The organism is Noviherbaspirillum sp., assembly GCF_035654295.1.
GTDB lineage: Bacteria > Pseudomonadota > Gammaproteobacteria > Burkholderiales > Burkholderiaceae_D > Noviherbaspirillum.
In genome coordinates this window covers 1-18,514 of sequence record NZ_DASRXF010000006.1, presented here as the reverse complement: position 1 = coordinate 18,514, position 18,514 = coordinate 1, and the positions used below count along the sequence as shown (strand labels likewise).

At 63.5% G+C, this 18,514-nt stretch carries 20 protein-coding genes; 13 read left to right on the top strand and 7 right to left on the bottom strand.

Translation table 11 applies throughout. From position 1 onward, the window contains the following. Positions 1-4: 4 nt before the first annotated feature. Both VFF99_RS00330 and VFF99_RS00325 read left to right on the top strand, forming a co-directional pair. A complete protein-coding gene (locus VFF99_RS00330) occupies positions 5-1,975 on the top strand; it encodes a biotin carboxylase N-terminal domain-containing protein (RefSeq protein WP_325013936.1) in 1,971 nt (656 codons plus the stop codon). Then, positions 1,972-3,141 (top strand): acyl-CoA dehydrogenase family protein, encoded by a 1,170-nt coding sequence (locus tag VFF99_RS00325; protein ID WP_414691484.1) that lies wholly within the window; start codon positions 1,972-1,974, stop codon positions 3,139-3,141. The genes VFF99_RS00330 and VFF99_RS00325 overlap by 4 nt, the downstream gene beginning before the upstream one ends. Before the next feature lie 195 nt (positions 3,142-3,336). Here the strand turns inward: VFF99_RS00325 and VFF99_RS00320 are convergent, their stop codons facing one another. From VFF99_RS00320 to VFF99_RS00295, 6 genes are read right to left on the bottom strand one after another with little or no spacing between them, the layout of a single operon-like run. Then, positions 3,337-4,512, bottom strand: a complete 1,176-nt coding sequence (locus tag VFF99_RS00320) for an ABC transporter substrate-binding protein (RefSeq protein WP_325013934.1) — start codon at positions 4,510-4,512, stop codon at positions 3,337-3,339. Between the two features lie 31 nt (positions 4,513-4,543). Next, a complete protein-coding gene (locus tag VFF99_RS00315; RefSeq protein WP_325013932.1) occupies positions 4,544-6,397 on the bottom strand; it encodes a long-chain fatty acid--CoA ligase in 1,854 nt (617 codons plus the stop codon). A 10-nt stretch (positions 6,398-6,407) separates the two neighbouring features. Next, a complete protein-coding gene (locus VFF99_RS00310; RefSeq protein ID WP_325013930.1) occupies positions 6,408-7,181 on the bottom strand; it encodes an ABC transporter ATP-binding protein in 774 nt (257 codons plus the stop codon). Continuing rightward, positions 7,178-7,951, bottom strand: coding sequence for an ABC transporter ATP-binding protein (locus tag VFF99_RS00305; RefSeq protein WP_325013928.1), 774 nt, complete (start codon positions 7,949-7,951; stop codon positions 7,178-7,180). The genes VFF99_RS00310 and VFF99_RS00305 overlap by 4 nt, the downstream gene beginning before the upstream one ends. Further along, positions 7,948-9,024, bottom strand: coding sequence for a branched-chain amino acid ABC transporter permease (locus VFF99_RS00300; protein WP_325013926.1), 1,077 nt, complete (start codon positions 9,022-9,024; stop codon positions 7,948-7,950). The genes VFF99_RS00305 and VFF99_RS00300 overlap by 4 nt, the downstream gene beginning before the upstream one ends. 15 nt (positions 9,025-9,039) lie before the next feature. After that, entirely contained in the window at positions 9,040-9,936 is an 897-nt protein-coding gene (locus tag VFF99_RS00295) for a branched-chain amino acid ABC transporter permease (protein ID WP_325013924.1), read from the bottom strand. Positions 9,937-10,108: 172 nt separating this feature from the next. On the opposite strand from VFF99_RS00295, the gene VFF99_RS00290 reads away from it, so the two are divergent. From VFF99_RS00290 to VFF99_RS00260, 7 genes are all read left to right on the top strand, one after another. After that, positions 10,109-10,888, top strand: a complete 780-nt coding sequence (locus VFF99_RS00290) for an enoyl-CoA hydratase/isomerase family protein (RefSeq protein ID WP_325013922.1) — start codon at positions 10,109-10,111, stop codon at positions 10,886-10,888. Next, positions 10,885-12,279, top strand: a complete 1,395-nt coding sequence (locus VFF99_RS00285; RefSeq protein ID WP_325013920.1) for an acyclic terpene utilization AtuA family protein — start codon at positions 10,885-10,887, stop codon at positions 12,277-12,279. Before VFF99_RS00290 ends, VFF99_RS00285 begins: the two co-directional genes overlap by 4 nt. Then, positions 12,280-12,630 carry an AtuA-related protein gene (locus VFF99_RS00280; RefSeq protein WP_325013918.1) on the top strand — a complete coding sequence of 117 codons (351 nt, stop codon included), beginning with the start codon at positions 12,280-12,282 and terminating at the stop codon, positions 12,628-12,630. Next, on the top strand, positions 12,627-13,442 hold the full coding sequence (locus tag VFF99_RS00275) for a crotonase/enoyl-CoA hydratase family protein (RefSeq protein WP_325013916.1): 816 nt from the start codon (positions 12,627-12,629) through the stop codon (positions 13,440-13,442). Before VFF99_RS00280 ends, VFF99_RS00275 begins: the two co-directional genes overlap by 4 nt. Before the next feature lie 22 nt (positions 13,443-13,464). Continuing rightward, positions 13,465-14,106 (top strand): TetR/AcrR family transcriptional regulator, encoded by a 642-nt coding sequence (locus tag VFF99_RS00270; RefSeq protein ID WP_325013914.1) that lies wholly within the window; start codon positions 13,465-13,467, stop codon positions 14,104-14,106. A 207-nt stretch (positions 14,107-14,313) separates the two neighbouring features. Then, positions 14,314-14,838 carry a DUF4142 domain-containing protein gene (locus VFF99_RS00265; RefSeq protein ID WP_325013912.1) on the top strand — a complete coding sequence of 175 codons (525 nt, stop codon included), beginning with the start codon at positions 14,314-14,316 and terminating at the stop codon, positions 14,836-14,838. 12 nt (positions 14,839-14,850) lie between these two features. Continuing rightward, complete coding sequence (locus VFF99_RS00260; RefSeq protein ID WP_325013910.1) at positions 14,851-15,222, top strand: cupredoxin domain-containing protein; 372 nt, start codon at positions 14,851-14,853, stop codon at positions 15,220-15,222. Positions 15,223-15,238: 16 nt separating this feature from the next. Here VFF99_RS00260 and yddG read toward each other — a convergent pair whose 3' ends face one another. Continuing rightward, positions 15,239-16,156: an aromatic amino acid DMT transporter YddG gene (gene yddG, locus VFF99_RS00255; RefSeq protein ID WP_325013908.1), complete on the bottom strand. Its 918-nt coding sequence runs from the start codon at positions 16,154-16,156 to the stop codon at positions 15,239-15,241. Positions 16,157-16,293: 137 nt separating this feature from the next. Here yddG and VFF99_RS00250 point away from each other — a divergent pair, with 137 nt between their 5' ends. The 4 genes from VFF99_RS00250 to VFF99_RS00235 all read left to right on the top strand — a co-directional run. Then, entirely contained in the window at positions 16,294-17,346 is a 1,053-nt protein-coding gene (locus VFF99_RS00250) for a DMT family transporter (protein ID WP_325013906.1), read from the top strand. Between the two features lie 361 nt (positions 17,347-17,707). Continuing rightward, positions 17,708-17,866 (top strand): periplasmic nitrate reductase, NapE protein, encoded by a 159-nt coding sequence (locus tag VFF99_RS00245; RefSeq protein ID WP_325013904.1) that lies wholly within the window; start codon positions 17,708-17,710, stop codon positions 17,864-17,866. 7 nt (positions 17,867-17,873) lie between these two features. Further along, complete coding sequence (locus tag VFF99_RS00240; RefSeq protein WP_325013902.1) at positions 17,874-18,149, top strand: chaperone NapD; 276 nt, start codon at positions 17,874-17,876, stop codon at positions 18,147-18,149. Next, a partial coding sequence (locus VFF99_RS00235) for a twin-arginine translocation signal domain-containing protein (RefSeq protein ID WP_325013900.1) occupies positions 18,146-18,514 on the top strand: 369 nt, incomplete at its 3' end. The genes VFF99_RS00240 and VFF99_RS00235, both read left to right, overlap by 4 nt.

The following is an 18,514-nucleotide window of genomic DNA, read 5'->3' as shown; positions in this document are numbered from 1 at the left end:
TACTATGCACACACTCCTCATCGCAAACCGTGGCGAAATCGCCGTCCGCATCATGCGCTCCGCGCGCCGTATGGGCTTGCGCACTGCCGCGGTCTACTCCGAGCCCGACCGCAGTGGCGTCCATGCGGAATTCGCCGACAGCGCCATGTGCATCGGCGCCGGCCCGGCACGCGAATCGTATCTGAACACAGCGGCGATCCTGGATGCCGCGCGCCGCCTCGGCGCCGACGCGGTGCACCCGGGCTATGGTTTTCTTGCCGAGAATGCCGACTTTGCGCAGGCGGTGCTCGATGCCGGCCTCACATGGGTCGGCCCGCCGCCTTCGGCGATGCGCGCGATGGGCAACAAGGCGGGTGCAAAACGCTTGCTGCTGGAGCGCGGTGTGCCGCTGCTGCCCGGATACCAGGGAACGGAGCAGTCCGAAGAGGCATTGCTGCGGGAAGCCCGGCGCATCGGCTTGCCGCTGATGATCAAGGCGGCGGCGGGCGGTGGCGGGCGCGGGATGCGGCTCGTCATGGAAGAAAAGGACTTGCCGTCCCAACTCGCGCGTGCCCGTTCCGAGGCACTGCAGGCGTTTGGCAGCGGAGAGCTGATCCTGGAGCGCGCGCTGATCTCGCCGCGCCACGTCGAGGTGCAGGTCTTTGCGGATACGCAGGGCAATGTCATCCACCTTGGCGAGCGCGACTGCTCGGTGCAGCGCCGCCACCAGAAGATCATCGAAGAGTCGCCGTCGCCGGCCGTCACGCCGCCCTTGCGCGCGCGGCTTGGCGCGGCCGCGGTGGAAGCGGCGCGTGCATGCGGCTACGCCGGCGCCGGCACGGTGGAATTTCTGCTGGATGCCACCGGCGGCTTCTGGTTCATGGAAATGAATACCCGGCTCCAGGTCGAACATCCCGTCACGGAAGCGATTACCGGCCTCGACCTCGTCGAATGGCAGTTGCGCGTCGCCGCGGGCGAGCTGTTGCCACTGACGCAGGCCGAGATCGACGCCCGGCTGGCGACGGGCGGGCACGCGATCGAAGTGCGCCTGTGCGCGGAAGATCCGGCCCGGGACTTTCTTCCGCAGGCGGGAAAAATCGCCCTCTGGTGCGCACCAAGCCAGCAGCGTGTCGACCACGCCTTGCGCGACGGCGCGGTGGTGCCGGCGTATTACGATTCCATGGTCGCCAAGCTCATCGCGCACGGTACGAACCGCGAAGAGGCGCGGCAAAGGCTGCTGCAGCAATTGGGCGAATGCGTCCTGCTCGGCCTGCCCACCAACCAGGATTTCCTTGCCGATTGCCTGGCCCATCCCGACTTCGCCGAGGGTCGTGCCACGACCGGCTTCATCGATGCCTGCTTTCCGTTGGAAAAGCGTCAGTCCCGCAGCGATTCGACGGCCACCGTGGCAGCGGCCGCATTGGTGCTCGCCAGCCGTCAGGCATCCGCCGAACGGCGATTCCCGGCGCAACTTGCGGGCTGGAACAGCACGGGGGCCATGCCGGCCGGCATCGATCTCGAACTCGACGGGACGCGGCACCGCTGCGAAGCGCAGGCGAACGGGCCGAACGCATGGCTGCTGCGCGGCGAGGGGTTCCAGGCATCGGTTGCGATCGCCGCGCACGCGCCGGGTCTGCTGCAGCTGAACATCGACGGTGCCTCCGTCCCGGTCGCCCATGCGCTGCAGGACGGCAAGATCCATTTCCGCCATGCCGGCCGCAATCATGTTGCGGAAGACGCGGGCTGGCGGCCGGCGAAATTCGGGCGCAACGATAGTTCCGACGGTCTCCTGCGCGCGCCGATGAACGGAAAGGTGACCGTCATGCATGTGCGCCCGGGCGAGAAAGTCAGCGCCGGCCAGCCTATCCTGGTACTGGAGGCAATGAAGATGGAGCACAGTGTCGCCGCGCCTTGCGACGGCGTGATCAAGGTATTGCACGTCGCCGGCGGCGAGCAGGTGGCGCCGGGGAAAATCCTGGCCGAGATCGCATCATGATGTCACGGCCGAATCCCGTCTATTACACCCCGGGCCACGAGGACTTCCGGCAGGCGGTACGCCGCTTCACCGAGCAGGAAATCGCTCCCTACGCCAACGAATGGGAGGAAGCGGAGAGCTTCCCGCGCACGCTCTACGAAAAAGCCGGTGCGCTCGGCCTGCTCGGACTGGGCTTTCCAGCCGAGTATGGCGGCACGCCGGACGTGGACGCATTCCACCACCTGATCGCATCGGAAGAACTGGCGCGCGCGGGCAGCGGCGGAGTAGCCGCCTCGCTCATGTCGCACAGCATCGGCGCGCCGCCCATCATGCATGCAGGGAGTGCCGCCCTCAAGGAACGGGTGCTGCCCGATATCATCGCCGGCAGGCGCATCTCCGCGCTCGCCATCACCGAACCCGGTGGCGGTTCCGACGTTGCCGCACTCAAGACGATTGCCCGGCGCGACGGCGACGATTACCTCATCGACGGCGAAAAGATCTTCATCACCTCGGGCATCCGTGCCGATTACTTTACAGTGGCGGTGCGCACCAACCCCGAGGTGCGCGGCGCCGGCGGACTGTCCCTGATCCTGGTCGAGCGCGACACGCCCGGATTCAGCCGCACTCCCTTGCAGAAAATGGGCTGGTGGGCATCGGACACCGCGCACCTGCGCTTCGACGGCTGCCGCGTCCCGGCCTCCAACCTGATCGGGGAAGAGGGTAAGGGCTTCCAGCTGATCATGCGGAATTTCAATCTCGAGCGCTTCACGCTTGCTTCCAGCGCCTACGGTTTCGCCAAAGTGTGCTACGAGGATGCGCTTTCCTGGGCACGCGACCGCCACACCTTCGGGCAGCGCCTGGTCGACCACCAGGTGGTTCGCCATAAGCTGGTGGACATGGGCATGCGCATCCAGTCCACGCGCGCCTTCCTCGAAGATGTCGCGTGGCGGCTCGGCGATCGGGGGCAGCAGGGGCCGGAGCTGGTCGCCATGCTGTGCATGCTGAAGAACCATGCGACGCAGACCACGCAGTTCTGTGCGGACGCGGCGGTGCAGACGCTGGGCGGGATGGGCTACATGCGCGGCACGCGCGTGGAGCGCATTTATCGCGACGTGAAAGTCAACATGATTGGGGGCGGGGCGGAGGAAGTGATGAAGGATCTGGCGGCGCGGCAGCTGGATTACTAGCAGAGACGAAATTTATCTGCGGGCACCTTCCGATCAACGTCTCAAACTCCCTTTCCCCGTCATTCCCGCGGAGGCGGGAATGACGCGTGAATTCTTGTGATTGACCGGCCCACCTGCGCGCCTTCGAGCATATATACCCGCTCCCCAAAAAAACAGCCCGCACAAGGCGGGCCGCAAATGACGGTTGGCTACTCGTCAATAATCGAGGTAATCAGTCACCGCAATCCACTTCCCACCCTGGATCTGTCCGATGCGCGACTTGGAATTGCCCAGGTGGTTCGTCTTGCTGAACTTGTATTCCGGGCTGCCGAAAATGTCGCGGCTGTAGGTCGTCTTTTCGAGGGCATCGATGAAGCTGTCCACCGTCAGGTTCGGCCCTGCCTTCTCGGCCGCGGCAGCAAACAGATTCACCATCGAATAGCCGTATGCGGAAAACACGCTCGGGTCGTCGTTGAACTTGGCTTTGTACTTGCCGCCCCAGTCGCGCAGGTTCTTCGATGCATCATCGAGGTAGGGCACGCCGACCTGATAGGCGGAATAGAACCCATCCATCGCCTTCCCGCCCAGCTTGTGGATCAGCTCCGTGTACGAGGCACTGGTGCCGATGAAGTTGGGGCTCCAGCCGGTCTTGCGCGCTTCGGCGATGGTGCCGATCGTTTCACGGATCACGGTGCCCATGACGACCGTATCGCAGCCCGCGCCCCGCATCTTGGCCACCTGGGAGGAAAAATCGGTGGCGCCGCGCTTGTAGCTGGTCTTCTCGGCAAAGCTCATGCCGATTTCCTTCAGGCCGGCTTCGGCGCCGCGCAGCACTTCAAGGCCGAAGTCGTCATCCTGGTAGATGACGCAAAACTTCTTCGCGCCGCGCTCTTTCTGCATGAACTTCACCGCGCTGTGCGCCTGCTCGTGGTAGGGCGCGGCAAATGCAAACTTGAGCTTGTGCACCGGTTCGTACACTTCGCGCGCCGCCGTCAGCGGGAACAGGTTGGGCACGTTCTTTTCCATCAGCGTGGGCAGCGAGGCCATCACAACGCCGGTGCCGATGGTGCCGAGCATGGCGAATATCTTGTCCTGCTGCACCATCTTCTGCGTCGCGAGCAGCCCCTTCTTCGGATCGTAGCCGCTGTCCTCGACCACCAGGCGCAGCTTGCGGCCGTGGATGCCGCCGGCTTCGTTGATTTCCTCGATCCGCATCTGGATGCCGTTGCGGGCCTGCTTGCCGAAGCCGGCAATCGGGCCCGACAAGTCCTGGATGGTGCCGACGACGATTTCATTCTTCGTCACACCCTGTGTCTGGGCGAGTGCAGCGGGACCCGCGCAGAGCAGGCCTGCTGCGGCAAACGGTGCAAGGATACGGCTTGTTGTTTTCATGATGCCTCCTTTCAAGGTGACGGATGTTGCGTCAATTTTCCCGGTACATGCTTTCAATCAGCTCGGCGTACTTCTTGTTGACGAAGTTGCGCTTGAGTTTCATCGTCGGCGTCAGCTCTTCGTCCTCGGCGGTCAGCTTCTGCTCGATCAGACGGAACTTCTTGATCTGCTCGACGCGCGCGAATTTCTGGTTGACCTTCTGCAGTTCCCCGGCAATCAGCGCCTGGATGTCCGGCGCACGGCACAGGCTGGCGTAGTTGGAGAAGGGGATGTCGTGGTCCTGCGCGTATTTCTCCACGTTGTCCTGGTCGATCATGATCAGGCAGACGAGGTAGGGCCGCTTGTCGCCGATGACCACGGCGTCGGTGATGTAGGGCGAGAACTTGAGTTCGTTCTCCAGCTCCGACGGCGTGATGTTCTTGCCGCCGGCGGTAATGATGATGTCCTTCATGCGGTCGGTGATCTTCAGGTAGCCGTCGGCGTCGACCGAGCCCACGTCGCCCGTGCGCAGCCAGCCGTCCGCATCGATGGTTTCCGCCGTCTTTTCGGGCTGGTTCAGGTAGCCCATGAAGACGTTGTCGCCGCGCACCAGAATTTCGCTGGTCGTCGGGTCGACACGCACCTCGTTGAATGGCGCGGGAATACCGATCATGCCGGGCTTGATGCGCGAGACGGGATTTGCCGTGCCGCCCCCGGCCGATTCCGTCATCCCCCAGACCTCGATCATCGGTATGCCGAGCGCGAGGTACCAGCGGACAAGTTCCGGGGAAATCGGCGCCGCGCCCGTGGTGATATGCCGGCAGCGGTGGATGCCGATCATCTTGCGCACGTTGTCGAGCACCAGCAGCCGCGCCAGCCGGAAGCGGAGCGCAAGCCCGGCGGGCACAGGCTTGCCGCTCTCCATGCAGGCCGCAGCCTTTTGCCCGATCCCGATCGCGACGCGGTAGGCGAACTGCTCGAAGCGCGTCGCCTCGGACAGCGCGATCATGACGCCGGAATAGAATTTTTCCCAGATGCGCGGCACCGCGAGGAACACGGTCGGCGCGATTTCCCGCACGTTTTCCGGAATCGTTTCCGGGTTCTCGACGAAGTTCAGGCAGGAGCCGGTGTAGAGGGAGTAATAGGCGCCGGCCAGGCGCTCGGCGACGTGGCAGAGCGGCAGGAAGCACATGCGCTCGTCCTTCTCGTCCTGCGGAATCACTGATCCGAACCCGCGCACCGAAGTCATGACGTTGCGGTGCGAAAGCATCGCCCCCTTGGGCTTGCCGGTCGTGCCGGATGTATAGATGAGGATCGCGAGGTCGGACGCCTTGCGTGAATGGATGCGCTCCAGCCATTGCCCTGCGTGCGCGCTGTTCATCGTTTCGTACGCCCGCCCCAGCGCGCGCAAGGTGTCGAGGCTGATCACATCGTCGTCACGCAGGTCACGCAAGCCTTCCATGTCGAACACGATGATCTTGCGCAGGTGCGGCAGCTTGTCGCGCACTTCCAGTGCCTTGTCGAGCTGCTCTTCGTCCTCGACGAACAGGAAGACGGAGCCGGAATCCTGCATCAGGTATTCCACCTGCGCCGCGGCGTCGGTCGGATAGATGCCATTGGAAACGCCGCCCGCGCACAGGATGGCGAGGTCCGCGTAAAGCCACTCGCGCGTGGTATTGGCGAGGATGGAGGCGCGTTCGCCGACCGAGAAGCCGAGCGAGATCAAGCCTTGCCCGATCTCGCGGACGACCTGTGCCAAGGCCTCGCAGGTCATGCTCTGCCAGATGCCGAATTCCTTCTGCCGCAGGCAGACATGCCGGGGCCGTTTCTGCACGGCGTTCCAGAACATTTCCGGAATCGTTTCCCCGGGGACGAGCAGTGCGGTCGATGCGGTGTCGTGTCGCATGTGTACAGTCCTAACGCCAGTTTTTCTTGCGCTTCCAGCGGCGCTGTCCACGCACTCCGGCATCCTTGACGCCGAGGTAGAACTCCTTGATGTCATCCTTCTCGCGCAGCACCGCACAATGGTCTTCCATGACGACGCGTCCCAGTTCGAGGACGTAGCCGTAGTCTGCGTAATGCAATGCCACCTGCGCATTCTGCTCGACGATGAGAATGGTGGTGCCGCGCTCGCCATTGATGCGGCGGATGATTTCGAAGATTTCCCTCGTCAGCTTGGGCGAAAGGCCGAGGCTCGGTTCATCCAGCAGCATCAGCTTGGGCTGGGCCATCAAACCGCGCGCGATGGCCAGCATCTGCTGCTGCCCGCCGGACAGCAGGCTGGCTTCCTGCCGCGCCCGTTCCCTGAGGATGGGAAAGTAGGCAAACACGGCTTCCATGTCCCGGGCAACGGCGTCGCGGTCGCTACGGGTATAGCTGCCCATCAGCAGGTTGTCGTGGACCGAGAGCAGGGGAAACACTTCGCGCCCTTCGGGAACGTGCACGATGCCGCGCCGCACGATCTCCGCCGGGTCCTTTTTCTGGATGGGCTCGCCTTCGAAGGCAATCGAGCCCTTCTGCGGATCGATGATGCCGGAGATGGTCTTCAGGATGGTGGACTTGCCCGCGCCGTTGGACCCGAGGACCGCCGAAATGCTTCCGCGCTTGACACCCAGGCTCACGCCGCGAATGGCCTTCACCGGCCCGTAGCTGCTCTCGATATTGTTGAGCTGGAGGATGGTGTCGCTCATGCCGCCACCCCGCCGAGGTAGGCTTCGATGACTGCCGGGTCGGACTGCACCTCGGAGGATTTTCCGGTCGCCAGGACTTCGCCGTAGTTCAGCGCCAGCACCCGGTCCGAGACACGGTTGACGAGCGACATGTCGTGCTCGACCATGATGACCGTGATGCCAAGGTCGGTCCGGATGTCTTCGATCCAGAATGCCATGTCGTCGGTTTCCTCTGCGTTGAGCCCGGAGGAGGGTTCGTCCAGCAGCAACAGTTTGGGCTGCATGCACAGGGCGCGCCCCAGCTCGACGACCTTGCGCACGCCGTAGGGCAGGGCGGCGACCAGGCTGTCGCGGTAATGCTGCAGGTCCAGGAAATCGACCACCTTTTCCACCTCTGCGCGGAAGGCGAGTTCGGCGCGGCGCGTGGCCGGCGTGAACAGGAGTTCCTGCCACAAGGAGGTGCTGCGCTGGGTATGCCGCCCGATCAGCAGGTTCTGCAGCACCGTCGCATGTTCGAACAGCTCGATGTTCTGGAAAGTGCGGGCGATGCCTTTGCCGGCGATGCGATGCGGGGGCATCGCGGAGATGGTTTCGCCGCGAAAGACGATACTGCCGCTGGTCGGCCGGTACAGCCCGCTGATGAGATTGAAGGTGGTCGTCTTGCCGGCGCCGTTGGGGCCGATCAGGGTGAAGATCTCGCCTTCCTGCACCGAAAAGCTGACGTTGTTGACCGCCGTCAGCCCGCCGAAGCGCACGGTGAGCTTGTCCGCCTGCAGCAGGGGCGCCGTCATTTCAGCCGCTCCGATTTCATATACGATTTCTGCCTCTTGAACATGCCGCGCCGGTAGAAGGGGAACAGCTCCAGGTAGGTGCGCACCTTGAGCCAGCGGCCGTACAGGCCCATCGGCTCGAACAGCACGAAGGCGATCAGGATCACGCCGAACACGGTGGGCTGCAGTCCCGACTGCTGGGCGATGGACTCGGGGAGGTAATCCTTGGCCAGCACGATCAGCTGCTGCGTGACCACCCAGAACGCCGCGCCGAAGAATGCGCCGTGCACGAAGCCGAGTCCGCCGATCACGACCATCATCAGCAGCTCGATCGATTGCAGGAAAGTGAATTGCTCGGGTGAGAGGAAGCGCAGCTTGTGCGCATAGATCGCGCCCCCGATACCGGCGATGGCGGCGCTGAGCGCAAAGGCGATGGTCTTGTAGCGGGCGAGATGGATGCCCATGCTCTGCGCCGAAATTTCGGAGTCGCGCACGGCCACGAAGGCCCGCCCGGTCGGGCTGCGCATCAGGTTCAGCACCAGCAGGGTCACGCCGACGGTCAAGATCAGTGTCAGGTAGTAGAAGCGTGCTTCGCTGTCGATCAGTACGCCGGCGACCTCGATCCGGCCCACCTGCTTGCCCGAGTTGCCGCCCGTGATGCCCTCGGCACGCACCACGACCTCCTCGATGATGAAGCCGAAGGCGAGCGTCGCGATGGCAAGATACATGCCCTTGGTGCGCAGCGCCGGCAGCCCGACGAGAACGCCTGTCGCCGCCGACAGGATGGCTGCCGCCGCAAGCGAAGCCGCGAACGGCCACCCCTTGCTCTGCAGGTAAGCCTCGGTGTAGGCGCCGACCGCGAGGAAGGCGGCATGGCCGATGGATACCTGGCCCGTGAAGCCGGCCAGCAGCATCAGGCCCAGGCCGACGATCGAATAAATCAGGATGAAGACCAGCTGCGAGAGGAAGTATTCCGACAACAGCGCGGGTGCGGCCAGCAGCAGGATGCCGAGCACCGCATACCAGAAGGCGGCGCCGCGATGTTTGATCAGGCGGATATCCTGGTCGTAGTCTGTCTTGAATATGAAACGCATCGTTGCGGCGCCCCCTTATACTCGCTTGCGCAGTTTGTCCCCGAACAATCCGTTCGGCTTGATGGCGAGCATCAGCAGGACGACGACGTAGGCCGCCACGTCCTTGAAACCTTCCGGCAGATAAAACCCCGAAAACGATTCCACCAGGCCGATGACCAGTCCGCCCGCGATGGCGCCGGGAATGCTGCCGAAGCCGCCGACGACGGCGGCCGGGAAAGCCTTCATGCCGATGAAGCCCATGTTCGCGTGGATAAAGGTGATCGGTGCGAGCAGGATGCCGGCGCAGGCGGCCATGCCGGCGCTGATGCCCCACACGAGCGCATTCAGCCGGCGCACCGGGATGCCCATGTAGAACGCGGCAAGCTGGTTCTGGGAGGCGGCCTGCATCGCAATGCCCAGGCGGGTAAAGCGGAAGAACAGGTACAGGATCGCGCACAGCCCGGCAGTCGCGACAATGATGGCGATGTGCTCCATGCTCACCACGAGCTGCTGGCCCGTGGCGTCCGGCGTGCCGAAGCGCAGGAGTTCATCCTTGTAGGGAACGGGGAGGGTATGGGTTTCCGTGCCCCAAGCGGGAATCATGGTCACGAGGCCGCGCGCGAGGTAAGCGAATCCGATCGTGACCATGGCGACGGTGAAGGCCGGCTGGCCGAGCAGCGGGCGCAGCAGGCTGCGCTCGAGAACCATGCCGAACAGGAACATCGCGAGCATGGTCGCGGCAATCGAGACCCAGAAGGGCAGGCCGAGCACGGTTGCGCCCGAGAGGCCGATGAAGGCACCCACCATCATCAGTTCGCCCTGGGCGAAGTTGACGGTTTCCGTTGCCTTGTAGATCAGGACGAAACCGAGCGCGATCAGGCCGTAAATACAACCCTGTGCGATCCCGCTCAACGCGATCTGCAGTACCTGCATGTCTCCTCCGCGCAGTGTGCGACGTGGATATTATTTGTCCCGCCGCCGGCAAGGCGGCAGCGATGATTTGAAGGCAGTGTAGCAAGATTGATTTTGTTAAGCAACCAAGCAATTGCTTTTTATGATTTGCAGGACTAGGATTCATTCTGACCTCTAACTCCAGGGCAGACAGATGAGCACACATCTGACCATCGACGGCGGATTGGCGACCGTGGTATTCGACAACCCGGCAACCCTCAACGCAATGGGCAGGATCGAGATCGCCGAGCTCAATCAGGTGACCGAGCGGATTGCGGCGAGCGGTGACGTACGCGTCGTCCTTCTGCGGGCGGAAGGACCGGCATTCGGCGTCGGCGGCGACCTGCGCATGCTTGGACGCGACACGGAAAATACACCCTCACTCCTGCGCGAAATCGGACGCGAACTCAATCCGGCGATCTTGAGATTGCACAAGCTGCCGGCAATCGTAGTCGCATCCGTGCACGGCGCGGTTGCGGGCGGCAGCCTGGGGCTGGTCTGTGCCGCCGATTACGTGGTCGCGGCCCGCAGCACCACCTTCAACCTCGCCTACGCCCGCATCGCGGCCAGCCCCGACGCCGGCAATTCCTGGTTCCTGCCGCGCATCGTCGGCCCGCGCAAGGCGCTGGAGTGGATGATCCTTTCCGACAATATCGACGCCGATACGGCGATGGCGAACAGTCTCGTGAACCAGGTCGTGCCTGACCATGACTTGCGCGAGGCCACGGACGCGCTGGTCCGGCGCCTCCTGGACGGCCCCGCAGGCAGCTACCGGCGCATGAAGCGCCTCGTTCTCCAGTCCGAGACAACCTCGCTGGCGCAGCAACTGGACGACGAGATCGAGCACTTCGCCCAGGCTGCGGAAAGCCCGGACTTCGCGGAAGGCATCCAGGCCTTCCTGGAGAAACGCAAACCCCGTTTTGGTGACCAATGAAGACCGTACGCATCGGCGCAGGCCTGGGCTTTTACGGCGACGCATGGTGGCCTGTCGCCGCAAGCATCGAGCGCGGCGACGTTCAATACATCGCCTCCGACCACCTGGCCGAGCTGACGCTGGCCATCCTGCAGAAGGACCGCGCGCGCGATCCGGCATCGGGTTACACGAAGGATCTCGTGCCCATGCTGGCGCAACTCTGGCCTTTGTCGCGCAAGGCCAACGGCGGCAAGGGCGTTCGCTTCCTGCTCAATGCCGGCGGCCTGAATCCGCACGGTGCGCGCGATGCGCTGGCCGAGGTTTTCCGGAAGAAAGGATGGCATGCGAAGATCGCCGTCGTCACAGGCGACGACGTGCTCGACAGGCTCGACGACCTGCAGCAAGCCGGACAAGCCCTCGCGCACCTCGACACCGGTCAGCCGCTCGAAGCCGTGCGCGAACGCATGGTGTTCGCCAATGCCTACCTTGGCGCGGCGCCGCTGGTGCGCGCGCTGGAGCAGGGCGCCGACATCGTGCTGGCCGGGCGGGTCGCCGATGCGGCGCTTTTCCTCGCGCCACTGGTGCATGAATTCGGATGGACACTGGAGGCGCACTCCCCTGAAGAGTGGAACAGGCTTGCGCAAGGCCTGGCTGTCGGGCATCTGCTGGAGTGTTCGGGGCAAGGCAGCGGCGGAAATTTCGGCGGTCTCGACTGGAAAAACATTCCCGACCTCGGCCATATCGGCTACCCGATCGCCGAAGTCGATGAAAGCGGAACGGCAACCATCACCAAGGCCCCGGGCACCGGCGGGCGCATCTCTTTCGACACGGTACGTCAGCAATTGCTGTATGAGGTACAAGACCCGCGCCGCTACTATTCGCCCGACGTCGTGCTCGACATGGGAACCATCCGTCTTGATGACCTCGGGGATGACCGGGTGAGGGTCAGCGGTGCAACAGGGCGGCCGCGCCCGGCGGAACTGAAAATCGTCGGCGGCTACCAAGATGGCTGGATGGGGCAGGCTACCTTCGGCTACAGCTGGCCGCAAGCCTATCAAAAGGCAGAGCGCACGGCGGCGATCGTCACCGGCCTCTTGCAGGAGCAGGGCATGCAATACGATGAAATGCGCGTGGAGTACCTGGGTTACGACTCGATCCTCGGCCGGCTCGCCGATCCTTCCCAGCGCGACGCGCTGAATGAAATCTATCTGCGCATGGCGATCCGCGCGCAGGACAAACGGGTGGCCGATGGCTTCGGGCGGCTGTTCCCATGGCTCGCACTCTCTGGCCCGCCGTTCGTGGGCGGCCGCTACGCCATGCAGCCGGCATCCGAACTCCTCGGAATCTGGCCGGCGCTGGCCGAGCGCGGGCTCATCGAAGAACGCGTTGCCGTCGATGTGATGGAGGTATAGATGCAGGTTCAACTGGTGCGCATTGCCCACGCCCGTGGGGGAGACAAGGGCGACAAGGCCGACCTCAGCCTGTTCGCTTACGACGAAACAACCTACGCCGTGCTGAAGCGCGAAGTGAGCGCCGAACGCGTGGCGGCGCATTTCGCCGGCATCGCGCACGGCAAGGTCGAATGTTTCGCGCTCGATAATCTGCTGGCACTGAAATTCGTTCTTCACCAGGCGCTAGACGGCGGCGCCGCGCGCTCGTTACGCAGCGATAACCTCGGCAAGTCCCTTGCAGCGGGCCTGCTGCGCATGAACATCGAGGTGCCGGACGACTTGCCTTTGCGCCATCCGGAGGAACACGTATGAATGCCGTGCGCGTGGAAAAGAAGGGCGCCGTCACGACCGTCATCATCGACCGCCCCGAGTCCCGGAACGCCGTCGACAGGACAACGGCTCAGGCGCTCGCCGACGCGTTCCGGGAATTCGACAAGGACCCTGAAAGCGCAGTGGCCGTGCTGTATGGCAGCGGCGGGAATTTTTGCGCCGGCGCCGACCTCAAGGCGATGGCGGACCCGCAGCGCCGGAACCGGCTGAAACCGGAGGGAGACGGCCCGATGGGGCCGACCCGCATGTGCCTGTCCAAGCCGGTGATTGCCGCGGTATCCGGCTATGCGGTGGCAGGCGGCCTTGAACTGGCATTGTGGTGCGATTTGCGGGTGGCGGAAGAAGGCGCGGTCTTCGGCGTATTTTGCAGGAGATGGGGCGTTCCGCTCATCGACGGCGGCACGGTTCGCTTGCCGCAGCTGATCGGCCAAAGCCGGGCACTCGACCTGATCCTCACCGGCCGTCCGGTCGACGCCCGCGAAGCTCTCGCCATCGGCCTCGCAAACCGCGTGGTGCCGGATGGGCAGGCGCGGGAAGCGGCCGAGGCGCTGGCGGCGGATATCGCTCGCTATCCGCAGGCTTGCCTTCGGGCCGACCGCAGCAACGTGTTCGCATGCCGCAACATGGCAGAGGGAGAGGCGTTGCGCACCGAGTTTGCGCGCAGCCAAGCGGTGATCGCCGCCGAGTCGCTTGCCGGGGCGCAGCGTTTCGCGGATGGCGCGGGACGCCACGGCGACTTTTCCGCGATTGGCCAGGGAAACAAAGGTACGCCGCGCACGCCTTCCCCGTTATAATTTGCGGCCCCAGGTGACCCTCATGCAAAAAAAGACCAGCCCCGCTCCCGCCAAGCGCGCACCGAGAAAGCGCCCCCTCGTCACGGTCACGGAAGAAGACCGCAACCGCCGTGCCGACCTCGTCCGCGTCTCCGCGCGGCTGTTCCGCGAAAAAGGATTCGAGGGCACCACGGTGCGCGACATTGCCGGCGCCGTGGGCATGCGCTCCGGCAGCCCGTTCTATCACTTCAAGACCAAGCAGGACATTCTTGCCGCCGTCATGGAAGAGGGCCTGGTGGCCGGACTGAACGACACCGAGCGCATCGTCGGCAGCGATCTTCCGCCGCGCGAAAAATTTCGCGCCCTGGTGCGCTCGCATCTCGAGACCGTGCTTGCGGAAGGACACGATTTCATCCCGGTGCTGCTCTACGAATGGCGCTCGCTCAGCCCCGACCTGCAGGCCCGGATCATCACCCTCAAGGACAAGTACGATGCGCGCTGGCAGCAGGTGCTTGCGGACCTCAAACAGGCCGGGCTGATCAAGTCCGACAGCAAGGTCGTGCGTCTGCTCATGTTCGGCGCCGTGAACTACACCGCCCAGTGGTACAAGCGCGGGAAAGGCCTCTCGATCGACCAGCTTGCAGACCAGGCGGTTGAATTCTTCCTCGGCGAAGCAGCTGACTAGGGATTGCCTGCGGCTGCGCAAAACGGGGCACAGCACTCCCCCCTGAAGCTTGCCTCGTCGCAAATCGCGACGAGCGCATCATGAGGCGCCGGAACGCGGCGCCAACTCCTTTCATCTAATGTGTTACGCGGCACCGGAAACGCAGGGACCGCTTCCTTATCCGCCGCTCCGGCGATGTGTAGCACTCAAAACTGAAGGAGTCTCGTCATGAAAAAATTGACAGCCGCGCTGATTGCCGGCTTGTTTGCACTCGGCACCACGCCGGCCTTTTCGCAGTCCGCCGCGCCCAACGATGCGCAGATCGCCGGCATCGTCGTGGCCGCCAATACGGTGGATATCGACGCCGGCAAGCTGGCGCAGAAAAAATCCCAGAACAAGGAAGTGAAGGCGTTCGCCAAGCAGATGGTGACGGATCACACGGGCGTCAACAAGCAGGCAACCGCGCTCGTCAAGAAGCTCAAGATCACGCCGGAGGACAGCGATACCAGCAAGAGCCTGAAGGAAAGCGGCGATGCGACCCTCGCCAAATTGAAAGACCTGAACGGCGCCCAATTCGACAAGGCCTATGTCGATAATGAAGTGACCTACCACCAGACGGTGATCGACGCACTCGACAAGACCCTGATCCCCAACGCCAGGAACGCCGAGCTCAAGGACACACTGGTCAAGGTGCGGCCCGCATTCGTGGCCCATCTTGAGCACGCCAAGCATATCCAGGCATCGTTGAAGTAAGGAGCACGGACCATGAACCATGCGCTCCCGCCAGGGACAGGCCTGCCGCGAACGCGCGGATTGATGCTCGCCCTCGCCCTTGCCCTTGCCCTTGCCCTTTCAAGCGTGGGCGCGGCGACGGCGCCGAAGGCTGCGGTGCACACCGTGGTCATCGAAGGCATGCAGTTTTCGCCGGCGGTCCTCGAAGTCAATGCTGGCGACACGGTGATCTGGCACAACAAGGATCCCTATCCGCACACGGCGACCACGGACAGCACCAGGGATTTCGACTCGGGCGAAATCAAGCCGGGCCGCAGCTGGAAGATGACCGCGAAGAAGCCCGGCGATTTTTCCTATCTGTGCACACTCCACCGGACGATGAACGCACGCCTGGTCGTGAAGTGACCGCCGGCATGGCGCATTACCGGCGCCCCGGCAGCCGGGTCGCCCCCCACGACATCAGCGAGCCCGTTGTCACCATCGCCACCCCTGCCCAGAAGGTCCACGGCGGCGTGACACCGAGCCAGACGCTCGCCAGGCAACTGGACAGGACGGGGGTGAAGTAGGAAAGGGCGGCCAGCAACCCGATGTTGCCGCGCTGGATGCCGAAGTTCCAGGCGCTGTAGGCGGTTGCGGTGAAGGTCCCCAGTACCATGACCTCGACCGCTGTCGCCATGCTGAAGTGCATCGGCGGCTGCTCGCCTTGGAAGTAGCGCACCCAGAGCAGGCCGGCCGTGGCCAGCAGGAAGGGGCCGACCGCGCTCTTGCCTTTGCCGTACCGGCGCGCGACGACGGAGTACGCCGCCCACAGAAAGGCGGCCAGGAACGCCAGCCCGTAGGCAAGCGGATTGTCCGCGAAATTGCTTGCGAGCCGGGCCAGGGAAAATGCATCGTTGCCTTTCATGACCCAGACGATGCCCAGGAAGGCAAGCGTGATGCCGGGCGCCAGCAGAAGGATGGAGGCGGATTGCTGGCGCAGCAGTACCGCGAACAGCATGGTCAGGCTGGGCCACAGGTAGTTGATCATGCCGACTTCCATCGCCTGGCCGCGATTGTGCGCATAGCCGATGGAAAGCGCGAGGCTGATCTCGTAGGCAACGAAGAGCAGGCCGCTGAACAGCAGGTAGCGCCGGTCCATGGTCCGGAGGTCGGGGATGCCGGCGAACACGACGACCAGGATGCCGCTGACGGTGAAGATCAAAGCCGGTCCGCCAACCGGACCGAGCGCTTCACCAATGCTCCGAAAGAGGCCGACCGTCGCGCTCCAGAGAAGAATGGCAAGGATGCCGCCGGCATTTCCGGCCCGGGCCGGGGAGGTTGAGACAAGAGTTGTAAACACGATAGCTCCGCAACGAAGGCGGCAGACAGCGAGAAAAGCCGAGGATCATACGACAAGTCACGCCTGCTTGCCGGCGCTGATACGCCCCTGTACTAAAATTTGCAAGTAAACAGGGCGCTTTTTTAATGAGGCAAGGAATGCATGCAGGCGTCGTCTATGCATTGCTGGCGGCCGTGACCTTTGGCGCCAGCACGCCATTTTCCAAAACGCTGCTGGGCGAGGTTGCGCCGGTAACCCTTGCCGGCCTGCTTTACCTGGGCAGCGGCATCGGCCTGCTTGCGTGGTACGCATTCAGGGCAATCGCCTCCGGCAATGCGCACGAGGCAAGCACGCGGCTTGCCGCCCGCGACGCTCCCTGGCTGGCCGGGGCGATACTTTTCGGCGGAATTGCCGGGCCCGTGCTGCTCATGTCAGGCCTGGCGTTGACGCCGGCGTCGTCCGCATCCTTGTTGCTAAATATGGAAGGCGTGCTGACGTCCCTGCTGGCGTGGTTCGTGTTCAAGGAAAACTTCGACCGGCGCATCTTCCTGGGCATGGTGCTCATTGTTGCCGGCGGCTTGCTCCTGTCATGGGAGCAGCGCCCGGAACTCGGCGTGCCATGGGGCGCGCTTGCCATTGTCGGCGCCTGCCTGTGCTGGGCCATCGATAACAACCTGACCCGCAAGGTGTCGGCCAGCGATGCGGTGCAGATCGCCGGAATCAAAGGCCTGGTCGCCGGAATGGCGAATCTGACAATTGCCACAGGGCTAGGCTTGCCGATGCCGGGCATGATCACCGCAGCCGGGGCAGGGCTCATCGGCTTTTGCGGCTACGGGCTCAGCCTGGTTCTCTTCGTGCTGGCCTTGCGCAACCTCGGCACGGCGAGAACCGGCGCTTATTTCTCTGTCGCGCCATTCGTCGGCGCCGCCGTTTCCCTGGTCATGCTGGCCGAATCGCCGGGGACCATGTTCTGGGCTGCCGCCGCGCTGATGGGAGCGGGGATCTGGCTGCATTTGACGGAGCGGCACGTCCACGAACACACGCATGAGGTGATGCATCACTCGCACCCGCACTCGCATGACGAGCATCATCAGCACCAGCACGATTTTCCCTGGGACGGCAAGGAGCCGCATACCCACCCGCACCGCCACGAACCGATCACCCATAGCCACCCGCATTTCCCCGATATCCATCACCAGCACAAGCACTAAGCCGCCGCGTACTTCATCGGCGTCTTCATCGGCTTCTTCCCATTGCCGGGAAACGTTCCTGCTTATGAGATTCCTGCGCACCGGCCGCCAGTCTGGCTGCCGGTGTCAAAGCTTGTCCATTCGATACGCGAGCACACGTGAAATCACAGGCCGTCAAGACAAAACCCCTCTCAACCCAGCCAATTGCCTGTTTTTAACGAGCTGGAACGGCGCTTGCTTAAGTGCATGTCAGAGCAATGACTAAGAAGACCAAACGCCGTTTTACCTAGTCATCCCTAATTTCCCGCTTGCGAACTCCGCAGCACGAACCAGTGACGACCGGTGCGTGTGGCCTCGCTCGCCCGCACCAAATGGAGAAAACATGAAACAGGAAGCACAAGCAAGCAGAAAGGAAGAGCTGCGCGCCTTCCTCGGCCTGACCGTTGTCGCTGCGCCGATTCTTTCGGTGATGGTGGTCGGCGGATATGGCTTTGCGGTCTGGATGATCCAGCTTCTGACAGGCTCCTTGCCGACCCATTGAGCACGCGATGATGGAACAGGAAATTCATATTGCCGGGGTCGTGGTCTACACGCAGCCCGCTCAGCTCGAGTCGATCAAGTCATGCATCGCCGAGGTCCCCTACGCGGAGATCCACGCGGAGGACCCCCACGGAAAGCTGATCGTGACGCTCGAGACTGAAGGAACAAAACGCACCCTCGACACCATGGACGCCATGCGCGCCCTGCCGGGCGTGCTCGACGTCGTACTCGTATATCAACACACGGAACCGGTTTCCGCCCTTGACCAGGAGGTCTCACAATGAAGCTCACACGGCGCGACTTCATCAAACAATCTGCCGCCGTCACCGCGGCCAGCTCGGTCGGCATTCCGATCCAGTCCATTGCATCGAACGTCGTCACCGACTCCTCGAAGACGCAACTCCAGTGGAGCAAGGCGGCCTGCCGCTTCTGCGGCGTGGGCTGCGGCGTGAACGTGGGCGTCAAGGACGGCCGCGTGGTGGCCACCCACGGCGACATCAACGCAGAGGTCAACCGCGGCCTGAACTGCGTGAAGGGCTACTTCCTGTCGAAGATCATGTACGGCAAGGACCGCCTCACCAAGCCGCTGCTGCGCATGACGAACGGCAAGTACGACAAGAACGGCGAATTCACGCCGGTGTCCTGGGAT